Source organism: Lysinibacillus sp. G4S2, from assembly GCF_030348505.1.
GTDB lineage: Bacteria > Bacillota > Bacilli > Bacillales_A > Planococcaceae > Lysinibacillus.
The window spans coordinates 1,996,393-2,012,569 of record NZ_JAUCFJ010000002.1 but is presented as its reverse complement, the minus strand read 5'-3'; the positions used below and the strand labels follow the sequence as shown (position 1 = coordinate 2,012,569).

General features: G+C 36.5%; 18 protein-coding genes and 1 pseudogene. 3 read left to right on the top strand and 16 right to left on the bottom strand.

Going from position 1 to position 16,177, the window contains the following annotated elements:
* Nucleotides 1-23: 23 nt before the first annotated feature.
* From QUF91_RS10285 to QUF91_RS10270, 4 genes are all read right to left on the bottom strand, one after another.
* On the bottom strand, nt 24-1,847 hold the full coding sequence (locus QUF91_RS10285; protein ID WP_353957868.1) for a peptide ABC transporter substrate-binding protein: 1,824 nt from the start codon (nt 1,845-1,847) through the stop codon (nt 24-26).
* 203 nt (nt 1,848-2,050) lie between these two features.
* On the bottom strand, nt 2,051-3,115 hold the full coding sequence (locus tag QUF91_RS10280; protein WP_289417705.1) for a dipeptide epimerase: 1,065 nt from the start codon (nt 3,113-3,115) through the stop codon (nt 2,051-2,053).
* A gap of 23 nt (nt 3,116-3,138) precedes the next feature.
* Nucleotides 3,139-3,933, bottom strand: coding sequence for a M55 family metallopeptidase (locus QUF91_RS10275; RefSeq protein WP_289417704.1), 795 nt, complete (start codon nt 3,931-3,933; stop codon nt 3,139-3,141).
* Nucleotides 3,930-4,235, bottom strand: a complete 306-nt coding sequence (locus QUF91_RS10270) for a M15 family metallopeptidase (RefSeq protein ID WP_289417703.1) — start codon at nt 4,233-4,235, stop codon at nt 3,930-3,932. The genes QUF91_RS10275 and QUF91_RS10270 overlap by 4 nt, the downstream gene beginning before the upstream one ends.
* A 904-nt stretch (nt 4,236-5,139) precedes the next feature.
* Here QUF91_RS10270 and QUF91_RS28115 point away from each other — a divergent pair.
* Nucleotides 5,140-5,241, top strand: a complete 102-nt coding sequence (locus QUF91_RS28115) for an IS3 family transposase (protein WP_350224364.1) — start codon at nt 5,140-5,142, stop codon at nt 5,239-5,241.
* A 352-nt stretch (nt 5,242-5,593) separates the two neighbouring features.
* Here the strand turns inward: QUF91_RS28115 and QUF91_RS10265 are convergent, their stop codons facing one another.
* From QUF91_RS10265 to QUF91_RS10235, 7 genes are read right to left on the bottom strand one after another with little or no spacing between them, the layout of a single operon-like run.
* On the bottom strand, nt 5,594-6,343 hold the full coding sequence (locus QUF91_RS10265; RefSeq protein WP_285398761.1) for a creatininase family protein: 750 nt from the start codon (nt 6,341-6,343) through the stop codon (nt 5,594-5,596).
* A complete protein-coding gene (locus QUF91_RS10260; RefSeq protein WP_285398760.1) occupies nt 6,315-6,965 on the bottom strand; it encodes a bifunctional 4-hydroxy-2-oxoglutarate aldolase/2-dehydro-3-deoxy-phosphogluconate aldolase in 651 nt (216 codons plus the stop codon). The genes QUF91_RS10265 and QUF91_RS10260 overlap by 29 nt, the downstream gene beginning before the upstream one ends.
* A 10-nt stretch (nt 6,966-6,975) precedes the next feature.
* Complete coding sequence (locus QUF91_RS10255; RefSeq protein ID WP_285398759.1) at nt 6,976-7,893, bottom strand: phosphotriesterase family protein; 918 nt, start codon at nt 7,891-7,893, stop codon at nt 6,976-6,978.
* 20 nt (nt 7,894-7,913) lie between these two features.
* Nucleotides 7,914-9,182, bottom strand: a complete 1,269-nt coding sequence (locus tag QUF91_RS10250; protein WP_289417702.1) for a PTS ascorbate transporter subunit IIC — start codon at nt 9,180-9,182, stop codon at nt 7,914-7,916.
* Nucleotides 9,183-9,194: 12 nt separating this feature from the next.
* The gene (locus tag QUF91_RS10245) at nt 9,195-9,473 is read right to left on the bottom strand and encodes a PTS sugar transporter subunit IIB (protein WP_289417701.1); all 279 of its coding nucleotides are present in this window, start codon (nt 9,471-9,473) and stop codon (nt 9,195-9,197) included.
* Between the two features lies 1 nt (nt 9,474).
* A complete protein-coding gene (locus QUF91_RS10240) occupies nt 9,475-9,915 on the bottom strand; it encodes a PTS sugar transporter subunit IIA (RefSeq protein ID WP_285398756.1) in 441 nt (146 codons plus the stop codon).
* Between the two features lie 19 nt (nt 9,916-9,934).
* Nucleotides 9,935-10,687, bottom strand: a complete 753-nt coding sequence (locus tag QUF91_RS10235) for a GntR family transcriptional regulator (protein WP_289417700.1) — start codon at nt 10,685-10,687, stop codon at nt 9,935-9,937.
* Nucleotides 10,688-10,885: 198 nt separating this feature from the next.
* On the opposite strand from QUF91_RS10235, the pseudogene QUF91_RS10230 reads away from it, so the two are divergent.
* Together QUF91_RS10230 and QUF91_RS10225 are read left to right on the top strand one after the other, a co-directional pair.
* Nucleotides 10,886-11,284, top strand: a pseudogene (locus tag QUF91_RS10230) (transposase); the annotation flags it as partial.
* Between the two features lie 273 nt (nt 11,285-11,557).
* Nucleotides 11,558-12,130, top strand: coding sequence for a tetratricopeptide repeat protein (locus tag QUF91_RS10225; protein WP_289417699.1), 573 nt, complete (start codon nt 11,558-11,560; stop codon nt 12,128-12,130).
* Between the two features lie 107 nt (nt 12,131-12,237).
* Here QUF91_RS10225 and QUF91_RS10220 read toward each other — a convergent pair whose 3' ends face one another.
* From QUF91_RS10220 to QUF91_RS10200, 5 genes are all read right to left on the bottom strand, one after another.
* Entirely contained in the window at nt 12,238-13,161 is a 924-nt protein-coding gene (locus QUF91_RS10220) for a hypothetical protein (RefSeq protein ID WP_289417698.1), read from the bottom strand.
* Nucleotides 13,162-13,194: 33 nt separating this feature from the next.
* The gene (locus QUF91_RS10215) at nt 13,195-14,238 is read right to left on the bottom strand and encodes a DmpA family aminopeptidase (protein ID WP_289417697.1); all 1,044 of its coding nucleotides are present in this window, start codon (nt 14,236-14,238) and stop codon (nt 13,195-13,197) included.
* Nucleotide 14,239: 1 nt separating this feature from the next.
* The gene (locus tag QUF91_RS10210; RefSeq protein WP_289417696.1) at nt 14,240-14,938 is read right to left on the bottom strand and encodes an aspartate/glutamate racemase family protein; all 699 of its coding nucleotides are present in this window, start codon (nt 14,936-14,938) and stop codon (nt 14,240-14,242) included.
* 101 nt (nt 14,939-15,039) lie between these two features.
* A complete protein-coding gene (locus QUF91_RS10205) occupies nt 15,040-15,204 on the bottom strand; it encodes a hypothetical protein (protein ID WP_289417695.1) in 165 nt (54 codons plus the stop codon).
* Nucleotides 15,205-15,637: 433 nt separating this feature from the next.
* On the bottom strand, nt 15,638-16,027 hold the full coding sequence (locus QUF91_RS10200; protein WP_285398746.1) for a RidA family protein: 390 nt from the start codon (nt 16,025-16,027) through the stop codon (nt 15,638-15,640).
* Nucleotides 16,028-16,177: the final 150 nt, after the last annotated feature.

Below are 16,177 nucleotides of genomic sequence, written 5' to 3'. Positions count from 1 at the left end.
CCTCCAACGATCGTAGTTTCCCATTATTTTGCTGCTTTAGCTAACGCATCCGCACGTTCCTGCTCCCACTTCGCTAAAGCTTCTTTAAACTCCTCGTTACTCATCGGTTTTTCTAAAACTCGCTGACCTTTAAATTTCTCGGAAGTCACACCAAATGGAGAATATTGAGCCTCAAATGGATTTAATTTCGAAGCAACATAGCCGCTACCCCCTACTGAATAAGGGATAACAAATGCTTCATCAATTAAGAAGGCTTCCGCTTTGGCAAACAGTTCGTAACGTTTTGCTATATCGATCGTCGCCTTTGCTTCGTCCACTAAATTTTGATATTTTGATTTTCCATTTGCCTCTGTATAACCTTCAGCTAGCTCTGGTTTATTATAAGTACCGTCTGCAGTGAATGGATCCGTATACGTTGAAGGATCAGCATAGTCTGGACCCCAGTTTGCTTCAAGTAACGCAAATTTACCTGGTTTACGAACCTCTGCTAAAAAGCCTGTTGATGGTCCGGCCTCAATGATAATGTCTACATAATCAACACCTAATAATTTTTCAATCTGCTGTTCAACCACTTGTGAACGATTTGCCCAATCTGGCAAACCAGAATTATAAGGCATTAACACTTTTACTGGGAAAGTTACTTTTCCTTCTAGAGCTTTTTTCGCTTTTTCCTTATATTGTGATGCCATCTCCTTGTTAAAACTGTCATTTTTTGAAATGTCAGCGAATGGCGCTAATTGCGTATAGTCAACGCCCTCTACATTCACAAAGTTTTTAGGAGTAATCGTGTTGCTCAGCAAATCTTTTGGATTATAAGGCTCTAAAGTTAGCATTGCAGATTCACGATCGAATGCATGGAATAGCGATTTTCGGAAATCTTTATTGTTGACCGCTTTTTTCCAATTTTCAGGCTCGTATTCTGCATCAAATTGCGGATTAAAGTTTAAAGCATAGAAATACGTATAGAAGTTGTTTTGTGTTTGACGAATTTGAGATTTTTTCTTCTCATCTTTAAACCACTCATCTATGATAGAAGTTGGAATACTAGCTGAATCAATTTCTCCTCGTAAAAATAATTCCGGTGCCACTGTAGCCGCTTCTTTATTGTATTTATAGCGAATACGATCAATCAGTACATTGTTTTTATCCCAATACTTATCATTTTTTACAAGTACTCGCTCATTTTGCGGTTCAAATTTATCTAAAATAAAGGATCCGTTATATAGGAAATTTTCACGAGTTGTACCAAAGCTATCTCCTTTTTCTTCTATAAACTTTCCGTTAACCGGGAAGAAACAAACATAATTCAACATAGAAAGGAAATAAGGTGTAGGCGTTTCTAAAGTATATTCTACTGTATGTTTATCTACTGCCTTTATCCCTACCTTCGTAAAGTCTGTCATCTCACCGTTATAGAAGGCTTCCCCATTTTTGACAACAGTAGCTATCCAAGCTGTCGATGATTCATTTTTTGCATCAAGCACATAATGTAAGCCATCTACAAAATCTTGGGCAACAACATCCGCATACTCTTTACCATCATGGGTAACCCATTTTGCGTCGTCACGGAGCTTGAATGTCCAAACTGTCGCATCTTCATTTGATGACCATTCTTTGGCTAAACCTGGTTGCACGACACCATACTTATCATATTCAATTAATCCATCGACTAAGTTCGCTGCCACAGCAAACTCATTCGTTTCAGAGGTCTTTAAGTAATTTAACGTTTTTATTTCCCCCGAATAAACAACGCGATACTCTGATTTTTTTTCATTTGAAGAATCATCACTACATGCTGCACAAAGCATTACAACAAGACACGCGAAAAGCAACCAATACTTTTTCATCATAAACAACCCTCCCTAGTAATCTTTTTATCCAGCAGTAACGGGCAGTAATATTTTCTGTACCGAAAGCGAAGCATCTGGTACAAGACTCCTTCCTGAAACCAAAAATATATATGGGAGATAAACTGCCCGTAAATGCCCGATTGGTGAAGACTAACAATCAGTGGGGATGAGGAAACCCCTGTGATTGAAGTTTCACTTTATTATGAAAATCCTATTCCAACTGCATCCGTCATCCTAATTCGATCATTTTCAAATATGGGACCACCTGAAATAGGATCTTTCAAACATAAACTTGGTCCGTCTAAATCTACCATCGTGATATTTTTCTGAGATGCGGCAAAATGTGCAGCGGCACTTACGCTAATTTTCGTCTCAAGCATACAGCCAATCATGCATGGTATGTCGTTTGCCTCTGCAATGTGACAAATTTTCTGTGCTTGATAAATGCCCCCTGTTTTCATGAGTTTAATATTAATCAAATCCGCAGCTCGCTTTTCAATAATTGTATAGGCGTCTTTTGCTGAGAAAACACTTTCATCTGCCAAAATATTTGTCAAAGTATGGGCCGTCACGAATTGCATTCCCGCAAGATCATGACAATGAACAGGCTGCTCAACCAATTCAACATTTGCACCTGCATCTTCAAGTGCACGAATAATTTGTACAGCTTGCTTCGGTGTCCACCCCTGATTCGCATCAACTCGTAAAGTTATGGCGTGTCCAACTGCATCACGAATGGCAACAACTCGTGCCACATCACCTACTGGATCTTTGCCAACCTTGATTTTTAAAATATGAAAACCCCGCTGCACTGCTGCTATACTATCCTTCACCATTTCGTCAGTATCATTGACACTAATCGTAATATCCGTTACTAATTCTTTGCGATATCCCCCTAATAATTTATACAGAGGTGCTTGATAGTGTTTCGCAAATAAATCATAAATCGCCATATCTACAGCGGCTTTAGCACTCGTATTTTGATAAATACTGCTGTCGATTCGCGCCATAATCTCTGTCATTTCCTCAATATCCATTCCGATAATGGCTGGCTTTATATACTCTTCTATAGCGTGCGAAATAGACCCTAATGTTTCACCAGTAATAGCTGCCGTTGGTGCTGCTTCACCGATGCCTATTTGCCCATCATCCGTGTGAACATAGACAGCAATATTACAAATGCTATGCACTGTTCTTAGTGCTGTTTTAAACGGTGTTATAAGTGGTGCCTCCGCCTTCCCTACGACAATATGTTTTATTTTCATCCATTCACCTACCGTTTTTTTACTTATGTTAAGAACTGTAAAAGTCGAAGCACCTCATAAAAATCATCTGTTTCGAATTCCACTGTATTATGTGGCTTAAACGTAGCATTCGGATAGAATGAATTTCGATATGCCCGTGTATGATCCCGATAAATGATTTCCACCACAAAGCGCTCAGGTAATGTCACTTGTAAATCTTCACGTGACACCTTCATCGAGTCCTCCACAAGTCGTTTCGTTTCCGTAATCGTCAGCTGTGGACTCACGCTAATAGTCGCATTTCCTATCCCTTCTTTTGTAGCAAAGGTGATGATGTTGTCATTAATAGATTGAATTTCCTCTGTTAACCCTACGTCCCCACTTACAAATGACACCGGTACACCATGTAAAGCAGCCGCGTACGTATTAATCAAAAATTCACTTACATACTCACCATTAATTTTCACATCAGCAAAAACACAAAGCGTATGTGCTAAAGGATTCCTTGCACTTCCGCCTTTACTGTGATAGCCAATAAAAATGGCGCGATCAAAGCTCTTATCAAGCCCCGCAACCATACACATCGGATCATACGTCCAACCTCGAATAACCTTGCAGTTTACTGGCAAATTAGAAATATCAAGATTACGTGCTGAATCATGGGCATCTTTTAGTAAAATTTCGGTTGCCCCACCACGAATAGCCCCCTCTATAGCTGCTTCTACTTCCTTTGTCATTTGCTTTTGGAAAAATTGATAATCTGGCGCATTTAGCTCCGTTTCACTCCAAGCTGTTGTACCTGTAATTCCTTCAATATCTGCACTAATATAGACCTTCATAAAAATCGAAACTCCTTTACTTTATTATCTTGGATAACCGCTTTCACTGCTCCATAACTAGCTTCATGTGCACCTATACGTCTTGCCCATGAAACATTATTAAAGTCGTAATGCCACCATTCCTCTGAATAATTCGTAAACCCAACCATTGTCATACAGTTATACAAAAGACGTCGATGAACACAAGCTTCCCAATTTCCCTCTGGATATTGTTCAAAATAGCGTGTCGCAGACTTTTCACTAATTTCATCAAATGCTGTTCCGAGATTCAAAGCATTTCCGGACAAATCTCCCAGTGTCAAATCGATCGCTCCACCTGTTAAATGGGGGGTAAAATGAGCATGATCAGCGCTAGGAAATGCAACATACTTTCGCGTTTCTGATAAAGCTATAATTTTTAGGCAATAACAACAGCGCTTGTGTTAGTTTCTCGTAAGCACTTTGACGTAAATAAATTGCTTGTAAACTGTTTGGTATTTTTTGATGATAGTAAATTGGCTCAAAAAAAACCCTAGAATGTTCTTCTCCAATTTGAATTAATGACTCACCATTTTCACGAATTGCTGGCGTTAATTCCCTCATGGAAGCTTTTTTTAGCTCAATAGGTCGAAAAACGGCGTCATCTATAGGTACACACCTCCATTTTTATGTTTCGATAAAATTTTTAGATAATTCAGTTTTTATTGAATGTATCATACCTTAAATTTATTGACTAGCTAAAAAAAGAAATCTTACACAATAACGCCTTTTCTCTTCTTTTTTTACAATGTAAGTAAATAAAAGTCGAAAAGCCTTGTTTTTACACTTATTTAGCAATTTTATTCATGGAAAGAATAGAAGATTACTGAAATATTAAAAAATTGAGAATTTGAGACTATTCTAGGATTTCCTTTGTTTAAGTGTGGTTGATTTCCGTTCCGACTGGGCGCTTTCTTGGGGGTGTTGGGTCAACAGATGTTTATTGTGCGTAAGCGCAGTGCAATGTAGCGACACGAGGTTGCTCAGTAGGCGTTATCACAGGACGCGATACTTTTAGCCTTCGTCCCCCTACCCGCTTCATTTTGCTGCAGGATCTCATCTATGACGTTAATCCTCAAGGAATCGCCCAGTCTCTATTCCAATCAACCTATATAGTTCATCCTAAAATATAAGAGATGACCTTTATTACCTAACTTGTAAGAAAGTTTTAATAATCATAGCTAAAAGTTGCGAGAATGCGGCAATGGAGAAGAATTATTGTCATATGAAGAGTTAAAACACAAAATTGAGGTGTACATCAAATACTATCATAACAGACGTATTAATTAAAAATTGGCAGGCTTAAGTCCAGTGCAATACTGAACTCATGCCAACCAATCCGCCGTATAATAAAAACTCTAACTTTAAGGGGTCACTACTTACATGGCTATTTTTATTAAAATGCTTAATGACGGAACAACAAAAATATAAGGTCAGCATTTTAAAAGATTTACTGAGAAAGTTCCTAAGAAGTAGATATAATTCGCTTATTAGCTTCTGGTATTTGGGACAATTGCGGATAAAAAGAGATTGCTCTAGCTCCGTTTTCAAAATTACTGATGGTATGGTTATTAGAAGACTGTAAAAGGTTAGCTTTATTCTTTCAATGAAATTTATCTAAGGTCTTTTTGTATGCACACTATTATTCTCTTATAACAAATTCTTTATAGCCTTCATTTACTAGTTTAATCATTTTATCAGTAAATATTTCTGCCAACTTCTTACCTTTGTCTTTTGTGGCAAGAGTGGGATCTCCGAATACACCACTTTTACTTAAATCACCAAGTGAAATTGTAGATGCTCCGTATAGATCTGGTGTGTCAGGATATTCCTTAATAGATTTGTTCATATCAACTAGTGCTTCATTAACATGGAGCATTAATGAGGTCTCAAACTCGCACGCATGAATCATACCATTCCAAGTTGGAGAATCACATACCTCTTTAATTACTTCACTCAATCGAGGATAGAAGAGGTAAATGACTGGCATATCAAGCTCATCTTCCAACTCTCTAACTGCATACTTCATAGATGAGTTGTTAGAATCATGCCCATTTATTAAAACAAGCATCTTTCCTCCATAACGTGATACGCTATGAGCAACATCTTTGATAACCGCTTCTACTAAATCTTGTTGTAGCGATATAGTTCCAGGAATATCTCGCCAAACCCATGAATAGCCAAAAGGAAGTGTTGGTGCTACAAGAGCACCAGTTGCTTTGGCTACTTCCTTCGAAAAATATTCGGAGAGGTAAATATCTACACCTAATGGTAAATGGTAACCGTGTTGTTCAGTTGCCCCTAAAGGTAATATTACAACAGGAAATTCAGCTAAACTCTTTTTAACTTCGTCTTGTGTCATATTAATCATTAGTTTCGGTTGATTTTCCATCAATTTCATTCGCTTTCTTTATTGAGTTAATAAATAATTTAGCATTACTTTTAATAACAGGGATATCATTTTGAGTTGCTCCTCTAGGAACTAGTTCACTGCCAATCCCAAAGTGATGTATACCTAATTTTTTATAGAATTCAATACTTTCTGATGTAACTCCACCAACAGCCATAATATTCACCTTGGGAAATGGACCTCTAATAGCTTTTAAATAATTCTCATTGAGACCATTAATAGGAAATAGCTTGAGGTAGTCAATGTTCAGTTCTAAAGCTTCGGCAATTTCTCCAGGAGTGAATACGCCTGGATATACTATTAAATCTATTTCTAAAGCTTTCTTCACTAGTGCTTTATTCCAACCAGGAGTAATAATATACTGAACTCCCGCATTTTTTACTGAATACAACTGTTCTTCATTTAGAACAGTGCCTGCACCTAAATAAATTTGTTGCGGTGTAAAATGAGTGGCTAAAGTTTCAATACATCCTATACCCAACGTTTCATTACTTAATGAGACTTCTAAATTCGTTATCCCTTCATCAATTAAGGCTTGAACTATTGGAACAATATCGTTTGGCGAAACATCTCTTATTATTGCCATTAAATTATCAAGTTTCATTTAATCACTCCTAAAATTTTGCTAACCAATCAGCTGGATTTGTATAGAAAATTTGATTAATAGCATGTTGGGAAATCCGTTCGTTCAACATTCTAGGAATGAATTTTTGTTTAATATATCTAAAACCAGGACCACCACCATAAGCGTGTAAATAGCTTTGTCGCCCCATATCTCCTGATATGAGTAACTTATGACCATATCCATGTGCTAGAACATTTTTAATTAACTCTATTCTAACATTATCTGGATAATACTTAACTTTCCCGGGTCCATCGAATTGGATATAGGCGCCACGCTCTAAAATATTTAAGTGATAATAAGGATCAGCATTTCTATCGCTATGTCCCACAGCAACAAAATGTAGGTCTACCCCTTCACCCTCTAAAATATCTAACATTTCTACTCCCAATGTTCCGGATTCAGTATGTAACCAAACAGGAGCACCAGTTATTTTTTGAGCTCTTCCGACAGCTCGTGTTATCTTTTCTTCCATTGGATGTATAACGTTATACCATGATCCAGCTTTTAAAATTCCAGCTTTTGCATTGGATCCATCCATTCCAACTTGTATATCATGAACTAATCTATCTACAATTTGATCGATACTTTCTATTTCAACCCAATCATCAAAATAGATATGTTTATTAAAACCGGTTACTCCTAATACATTAACGCCACTTTCCTCAGCCATTTTTTTAAGTTTATGACCATCTCTTCCATAGTCGAGGGTAGAAGCATCTACCAAAGTTTCACCCCCGATTTTTTTATATGTTTTTAATTCTTCCAGAGAAGCTTCGTAATTTGTTAGCTCGAAGTCACGATCTTTTTGTTGTGGAGGAGGACAACACCATAAATGTTCATGGGAATAAGTAAACCCTAGTGCTTCTTTGCTAATATCACCTAAAACAGTTCTAATTTTGTCAGTCATATTTATCACTCCTTTAGATCTTATATTGTAATGCCAAACAGAGAGCCTATTAATCTAATAAGTAAAATGACGATGATTGCATCTGTAGAAGCAAACCACAATCCGCTTATGCCATAATCCCTTAAATCGATAATCGGATAAGCTAAGGCCACTATCATTTGAAATGTAAATCCTAGTACGATCCCAGCAATTATGGCTCCACGACGTCCCCCCATCGCATTTCCGAATACACCTGCAGCTCCTCCCATAAAAAATAAACCAATCACGGAAGGTAAGACCACAACAGGTAGCATAGTAGAAATGAGTGTTGCTCCCAATCCACCAACTAAAGCAAATAAAAATCCGATAGTCGTTGCTGTTGGTGCAAAAGAATAGAAAATAGGGATATCTAGTGCTGGTTTTGCACCTGGAACAAGTTTTTCGCTAATTCCTTTGAAAGCAGGTACTAACTCACCTAGGAACATTCTAACTCCTTGTAATAAAACAAGAATACCGACAACGAATGTAAACGCTTGCATAATTGCGAAGAGAGCAATATTTTGACCACCCGAAAGCTCATTCATAAGTTTAGTGTCAACAAAGAATGAAGTGACCAAATAAATAACAGACATAACAATTCCCATTAAAATTGACATTTCTTTTAAAAAATCTAATTGTTTTGGAACATTCATGTTCTCAGCAGAATGTTCTTTATTTCCCAATTTCCCACCAATCCAACCACTTATCCAAACAAGGGAACTCCCCCAAAATCCAAATCCTACACTATCGTTATTCGTTACTTTTCTTACGAAAGGTTGAGCTAATGCAGGAAATAGCACACTGGAAATTCCTTGAATTAATGAACCTAGTAGAATAGCTTTCCATCCGTGAATACCCATTTGATCAAAAACGATTGCCATTGTCGCAGCGAAAGAGAACATCATGTGGCCAGTTAAAAAGATATATTTCCATTTTGTTATTCTGGCTAGTATAACGTTGACGATAAAACCAAAAACTAGAATTAAAGAAGTTTCTGTTCCAAGAACATTTTGCACAGCAGCGGCTATAGCATTATCTTCTGCTATAACGCCAGCTAGTTTGAAAGCGCTTTCAAACATCTGACTAAATGGCACTAAACTACTTACAATGATGCTTGCCCCTTGTTGTAGCATAATGAAGCCAAAAATAGTTTTTAAAGTACCTTTAATAATATCAGATCCAGATTTTCTGAGGGCTATAAGTCCAATAGCTGCGATTATTCCTAAAATAAAGGCAGGGGTTGATAAAACTCCAGTTATAAAACTTAGCATTTTTTATCCTCCTCATGTATGGATTTGCATAATATATGGCAGTACTTTTTCTTCAATTTCATTTTTATCCAGTAAGTTAATGATGGATACTACAGGTATATCATTATTTTCAAGTTCTTGTGCTATTTCGCTTGATGCTACTATTAAATCGGCGTTTTTTCCTTTTGCAGAACTTAAATCGGTAGCTTCTCCATCAATTGTAAAACCATTTTTATTTCCTAAATCTTGAATTTCCATTAGTAACATTAAACTTGTTCCAAACCCCATACCACAAACAGTCAAAATAAACATGTTAGCTAACTCCTTTCAATATATTATAGATTTCCATTGTGTCAGTTGACTCTTTTAACCTAGTTACTTTATCTTCATTCATCAAGACGGCACTCAAATCTCTTAACATATCTAAGTGAAATTGTTTGTCTACACCCCCAATCGGAATAATGAGTTTAACGTCATCATTTTGTGGATGTCCAAAAGATAGAGGAGTTTTGACTCTCACAAAAGCTATACATTGTTCGTTCACTCCGAATTCAGGTCTTGCGTGTGGAATAGCTATATTAGGTGCTAACACAATGTAGGAGCCTAACTTTTTATAACCATTAATCATTTCTTCTACATAACTTTGTTCAACACTGTTAGATTGGAGCAGTAAATTTCCAGCGAATTGAATGGCTTCTTCGGGAGATGTAAGCTCCACATCTAATGCAATTTGTTCAAATTTTATAGGTAACATTGTATCTCTCCTCGTAAGTTTATGGAATGATGTGTTTTTTTCTTCGACCTTCTAGTTCAACAAAATACTCATATCTATCGCCACGAACAACCATATCTACTACTTCTACAGGGATTTTGTTTTTTATGAATGAAGTTCTTCTAACGTGTAAGACGGCAGTGCCTTCCGGAACCCTTAATTTAGTTGCTTCATATGAGGTAGCAGACCTAGCTGTTATAACCTCCTCAGCACTTTCTAAAAAAATGTTGTATATTTCCTCTAAATCCTTATATAAAGAGTCAGAAGTTAGACCGTTTTTTTCCAAGTTCGGGACATACCTGTTTCTTAAATAATTTATCATTATAACAACTGGCTCATTTTCGACTGCTCGTACCCTTGCGATAGATACAACTTTTTCGTCTGGTGCCAATTTTAAAGAGTCACGCAATTTTTTTGAAGGTTCTACTTCCTGAATACTCGTTTCCAAAGTTAAAGATTTTTTCTGCTTAATCGCCATTTCTTCAGTCCAGCTAAAAATAGTTCCGATATCTTGTGTCATTTTGTTATTGTTAACAAAGGTTCCTTTTCCTTGCTGCTTAACAACAACACCACTTCTTTGTAACTCATCTATAGCGTTTCGGACTGTCATTCTGCTAACACCATAAAGTTTTTCTAGCTCTTTTTCAGTTGGAAGAACTTCCCCAATTATCATATTTTTCTCTATATATTCTGTAATTACTTCTTTCAATTGAATATACAGAGGAACAGAAGATTGTTTGTTCAGTTTTTTCAATTTTGTTACCTCTTTCATTTTTCTTGATTACATCATATAACATTATAACCTATAAGTAAAATATTTATTAAAGGTTATTACCTTTAGATTAAGAGAGAGTGATTATTTATTGAAAATGTTGGTAATCATTTCGTTGTTTCATGATTACTAGACTGCAGGGCCTCATCTGTGACGCTAATCCCCAAGAAGCCGCCCAGCTCTCAAACCATTGCCAATGATCTACAGTTAAAAGATGAACGCTCGTATTGCATTCACCAAAATGAGCAGCTACTTCACCAAAAAATCTACCAATTAATCGCTGGTTATCACGAAGACGATGCAGCGGACCAGCTGACATATGACCCGGTATTTATGCAAGTGCTAGGTACGCCAGCACTCGCTTCTTAACCACCATTATCGCGCTTTTTTAAACGGTTTGATTCACAAGCACTCGATCAACTCCAAGCGGCAAATCAAGAACTACTCGATGTTCATCATGCTCGACAATCGAAAGCGCTGATTTTCGATTTAGATTCTACACATGCCGATACATATGGAAATCAAGAAAAGTCCACTTACAATGCTCATTACCGAACAGTTGGTTTTCTGAAGCTTCTCTGAAATAATGGCTGCCATTAAATTTTAGACGAGTCAGTAGAAGTGATTTACTTGTTGATATTGTATATAACGGTAACACCCTATCGATTTTCCTAAACAAAAACGATACAATCATTTAAAAAGTGATGAAATAAAGGAAATAATTCGCGATTTATAACAAGCAGGATACCTCCTGTTACTAAAAACAGTCCCTTATATTTAATTTGAATTTTTTATTGAACTAATAGAACAGGTCTGTCGAAGATGATCATCTAAAATACGAGGAGGTAAGAGATGAGAATAGTAGATTTTAAAAAAAGTATTTCTGACTTAAATAAGTTTATTTATTTTGATAATAACGATTATCTACGAGAAAAGACCTCGAATCCTTTGAAGTTAAAACAAGTTATTGCCGAAGCTGAAAATTTATTAAAAATTAATAATGAAGAAGATAAATATTTTCTATACAGCACAATAGGTAATTTGTATAGAATATGCGAAGAGCCCCAGAAAGCAATTTATTATTTAAACCTTTGCCTAAGTTACGCATCAGAAGAAGGAAACATAAAAAATGAAATAGTTACATTAATACGACTTGGAGAAGCGTTAAAATATGATAAAAAACATAGTGAAGCGTTAGAGTTTTTTGATAAAGCTTTTAATAAATGTAAAGACAATAATATAGACGCGTACTTAGATTTTGCTTTACAACACAAGGGGAAATCTCTGATGGAATTGGGAAGGTTTGTTGAAGCTGAAAAATGCTTTATAAGCGCATTCAAGCTAAGAAAATTCAAAGGAGATACTACTTTAATTGATTCTACTAAACAAGCACTGGATTTTGTGCAACGATTAAAAAACCAATAATTCTTTATTGCACTAATGGTGCTTAAATTGAATAAAATTTAAACAACTTTAAAGAGTCTCACTACAATAAATTGTAGTAAGGCTCTTATATTTTTATTTAAATAACTTCATGACCATTTAATAGTATTTTTTAATATTTCGCGTACTAATGATGAGGTTTCATTTACAGAAGAGCGGATATGGCATTGGATAATTTTTTCCTCGAGACTAAACCAGACCCATCTTGCAGGATATTTTGTTTCTTGAACTCCATAATATACTTCGATTTCCCTATTTTCATATAGGATTTTCAATAATCTAAATCTCCATTTTTGACGCGTTCCAATGTTTCTCCCTTTTAGTTTTGGTAAATCTTGCTCTAAAGTTTGAGGTGCAATTGAAATCCAACAGCCATCTGTAAGGTTTTCTCTTTGCCGATAAAGTAATTGGATTTCATTCGTTTCTTTACCAATACCAACTGAATCTAGCTTATAATCTAATAATTCCTCCGAAAAAGTATTATCCGATTTAATTGCTTCTGGATTTAACCACGTTACTCTTGAAACCTCATCTTCTCCCCATTTTCCTTGATTATATCTAGCCGTATAACTCACAGTAGCAAATGATTTTTTGGACAAATCAGGGTTCATGATTTTTAAACTTGAAAGATATTCAATTAACTCTTCATTCGTAACATCCCCATCAAAAACGGAGATCTCTACCGTTGTAAATCCTACAGAATAGCTTAAAGCCTTATTATTTTTGTAGTCTACACCAATAAAACCAACCCTATTATTTATTTTAAAAGGACTACCTTGCTCAATTAGATTAGTGTCTGCATAAATAAAAGGAAATGCCCAATCATAAAAAAATTGTTTTACTCGAATAGTTCCATTATGAAGAGTTGAATAGTAATGAATTGAACTGCGATGTTCATTTGTTTCCTTACGTAATGAAAAATTATAGATATTTTGCATTTGGTTATCATTCGGTAATAATGGGCTGAAATTAATTTGCTCTATAAGTTCGTCTATGAATTTTTGTGCAATCATCTTTTCACATCCCTCTAATCGAACAATAAGCAATTAAAATTGATAAGCTTCCACTTTATGACGATCTCGTCCAACAGTTGTCTGCGCCTGTGATAGCGAATTTAAAATGGCTTCCTCTGTTGCTTCTGCAGCTGCTGCAAATAATTGATTCATGATAGGATGATCCTCTCGAAGCTGCGTGCGTGTTTCGACAAGCTGATCAGATGTATGGGCAATACGATGTGCTGTTGTGAAGCCAATGACAATATCCCCGCTACCATGAGAAAAATGACTACCTGTACGCCCTAGACCTATGCCACAACGCTTAATAATACGTGTCAGTTGACGACTACTAAGTGGAGCATCTGTAGCAAGTACAATGATAATGGAGCCATCTGTAGGAGATATTGTCGACTCATGTTGATCTTTTGAAACAAGATATCGATGTGCTAAAAACTCTGAGCTATGCCCAAAATTACTAAGGACCATACATCCTACCGTGTAGTTCGTTGATTCATGTGTCACAATTCGGGAAGATGAGCCAATTCCACCTTTATAGCCAAAGCACATCATTCCTTTCCCTGCCCCAACCGCTCCTTCCTCTGCTGTTACATTTGACGCCTTGCGAATCGCCTCCACAGTATGCTCAGGTGTGACAGAACATTCTCGTATGGAATTTAAATAGCTATCATTACATTCCCCAACAACGATGTTGATAGTTCCTGTCGATTGACCAATTTCACTATTCGTATCGAGCATATATTGTAGCGTTCCTTGTGTTACAGCTGGAACGCCAAAAGTATTCGTTAACAGAATGGGTGATTCAATAACGCCAAGCTCATTCACCTGCACAAGCCCTGTTGTTTTACCAAAGCCATTTAAGACATAGCTCGCTGCAGTAACCTTTTGCTGAAACAAATTGCCCTCATGCGGTAAAATCGCTGTTACCCCTGTGCATGCATAAGCTCCTTCTTCATTAATCTTTTCATCAAGTGTTACATGACCTACCCGCACTCCGGTTACATCGGTAATACAATTTTTCTCACCAGTTGATAAGTTTCCAATTACGATCCCCATTTCTCGTACTTTACTTGGCATATTACTCCCCCTTATGAATCGCCCTATTTACAGCGGCCTGCGCATGTATAACAGTTGTATCAAAAACAGGTACGTTAACATCTTCCTGCTTAATGAGTAATCCAATCTCTGTGCAGCCTAAAATAATTCCTTGTGCCCCTGATTGCACAAGGTCTTCAATCACTTGTATATAATATTTCTGCGATGTTGGTTCAATTCGACCTAAACATAATTCTTCATAGATGATACGATTTATCTCCACTCGCTCCTCAGCAAGCGGAACTAGCACTTCAATGCCAAATCCCTCTACTCTAGCTTTATAGAAATCTTGCTCCATCGTATACTTTGTCCCAAGAAGGGCAATTTTTTGTAAACCAGCCTTTTCTATTTGATTGGCTGTCGCATCCGCTATATGTAAAATTGGAATTGAAATATTCTCCTGAATGACATCAATAACCTTATGCATTGTATTGGTACAAATGACAATAAAATCTGCCCCTGCACCTTCTAGAGATCGAGCTGCTTCTCCCAATACTTGTCCAGCCTTCTCCCAATCTCCCCTAGCCTGATAATGCTCGATTTCTTGAAAATCTACACTATATAAAATACATTTTGCCGAATGCAAGCCTCCTAATTGTCGTTTTACCTCTTCATTCATAAGACGGTAATACTCAGCAGAAGACTCCCAACTCATTCCACCAATCATGCCTATCATATCCATAAAATCTCCTCCTTTAATTCTATTATTAATTTACCTTAAATAAGAGAATTTTCAAAATTTCAATTCCTTTAAAATGTAACAAAATACATAAAAAGGGCTCTTCACCAAAACGTGTGGCTGATTTCCGTTCCGACTGGGCGCTTTGTTGCTGACGCTTCGCTTTCGCTACAGAAAACATTTGTTGTTGCTGTCGCTACGCTTTCGCACAGAGCAAAGCTTCCTGGGGGCGTCCAGTCGTAACGAAGATCAACTATAATACAGCGCATATATTTAAAAAAATGTCATCCACAACTTTTGGTGATGAGCCATAAAAAGTTCATTTAGTTTTACTTAAAATAATGGGCTTATCCGAATACAGCTAGTACGAGGTGGTGTAATGGCGAGTGGGAAGTTTTTGCTAGATTCATCTTCATCAAAATATGCAAGGTTTTATACATGCTACAGCCAATAAGCAGATGGAAAATGCTATAAACTAAACGATGTATAAAATCCTGCATAGACAATAACAGATTCCCAAAATGAAAAGGCAGTAACGACAACGGTTTATCCTTTGTTGTTTCTGCTTTATTCTAACGTTATGTTAAGTCGCAATGAGTAGCATATGATGTTGTTCTTATAGAGAGTTTAGTAGTTTTTTATAGCAAGAAAATTATATGAAAAATCGACAAAACCCTTAAGGATTTTGTCGATTTTTACTTTTTATTTCGCAGCCAAAATATCAATTTCTATTTTAATTTCAGGCAGTCCTAATGCAGTAATATAAGCAATCGTCATAGAAGGATAGGGATTTCTAAACATTGTTTCCCATTGTTGGTCGAAGTCATCCCAATTTATTTCTTCTGTTGCCCAAATATTTGCTTTCACCACATTGTCCGCGTTTAGTCCCTCTGCCTCTAATATTAATTGGATGTTTTTTAATGTGTTCCTAACCTGCTCTGTCAATGATGATGGTAATTTACCATTAATCCCAACTCCAATTTGTCCAGACAATGCATACATTGTTGCATCTTTAGGAATTATTGTAAGATGGCTGTAGTTGCCAACAGGGCTTGGTACTTGGATTGGATTTTTGCGTGTTATTTTTTTCATGGTCAATCTCCTCTAGATTATTATTTTTCTAAAAAAGGGCAGACTCATCCCTCAGAAACTCAATTTTAGAAAAAACAGCAGTTGAGAACCCAATTCCCATACTTAAAAAACGTAATGATCTTTTTTTCATGTGGATTCTCCTCTTTCACC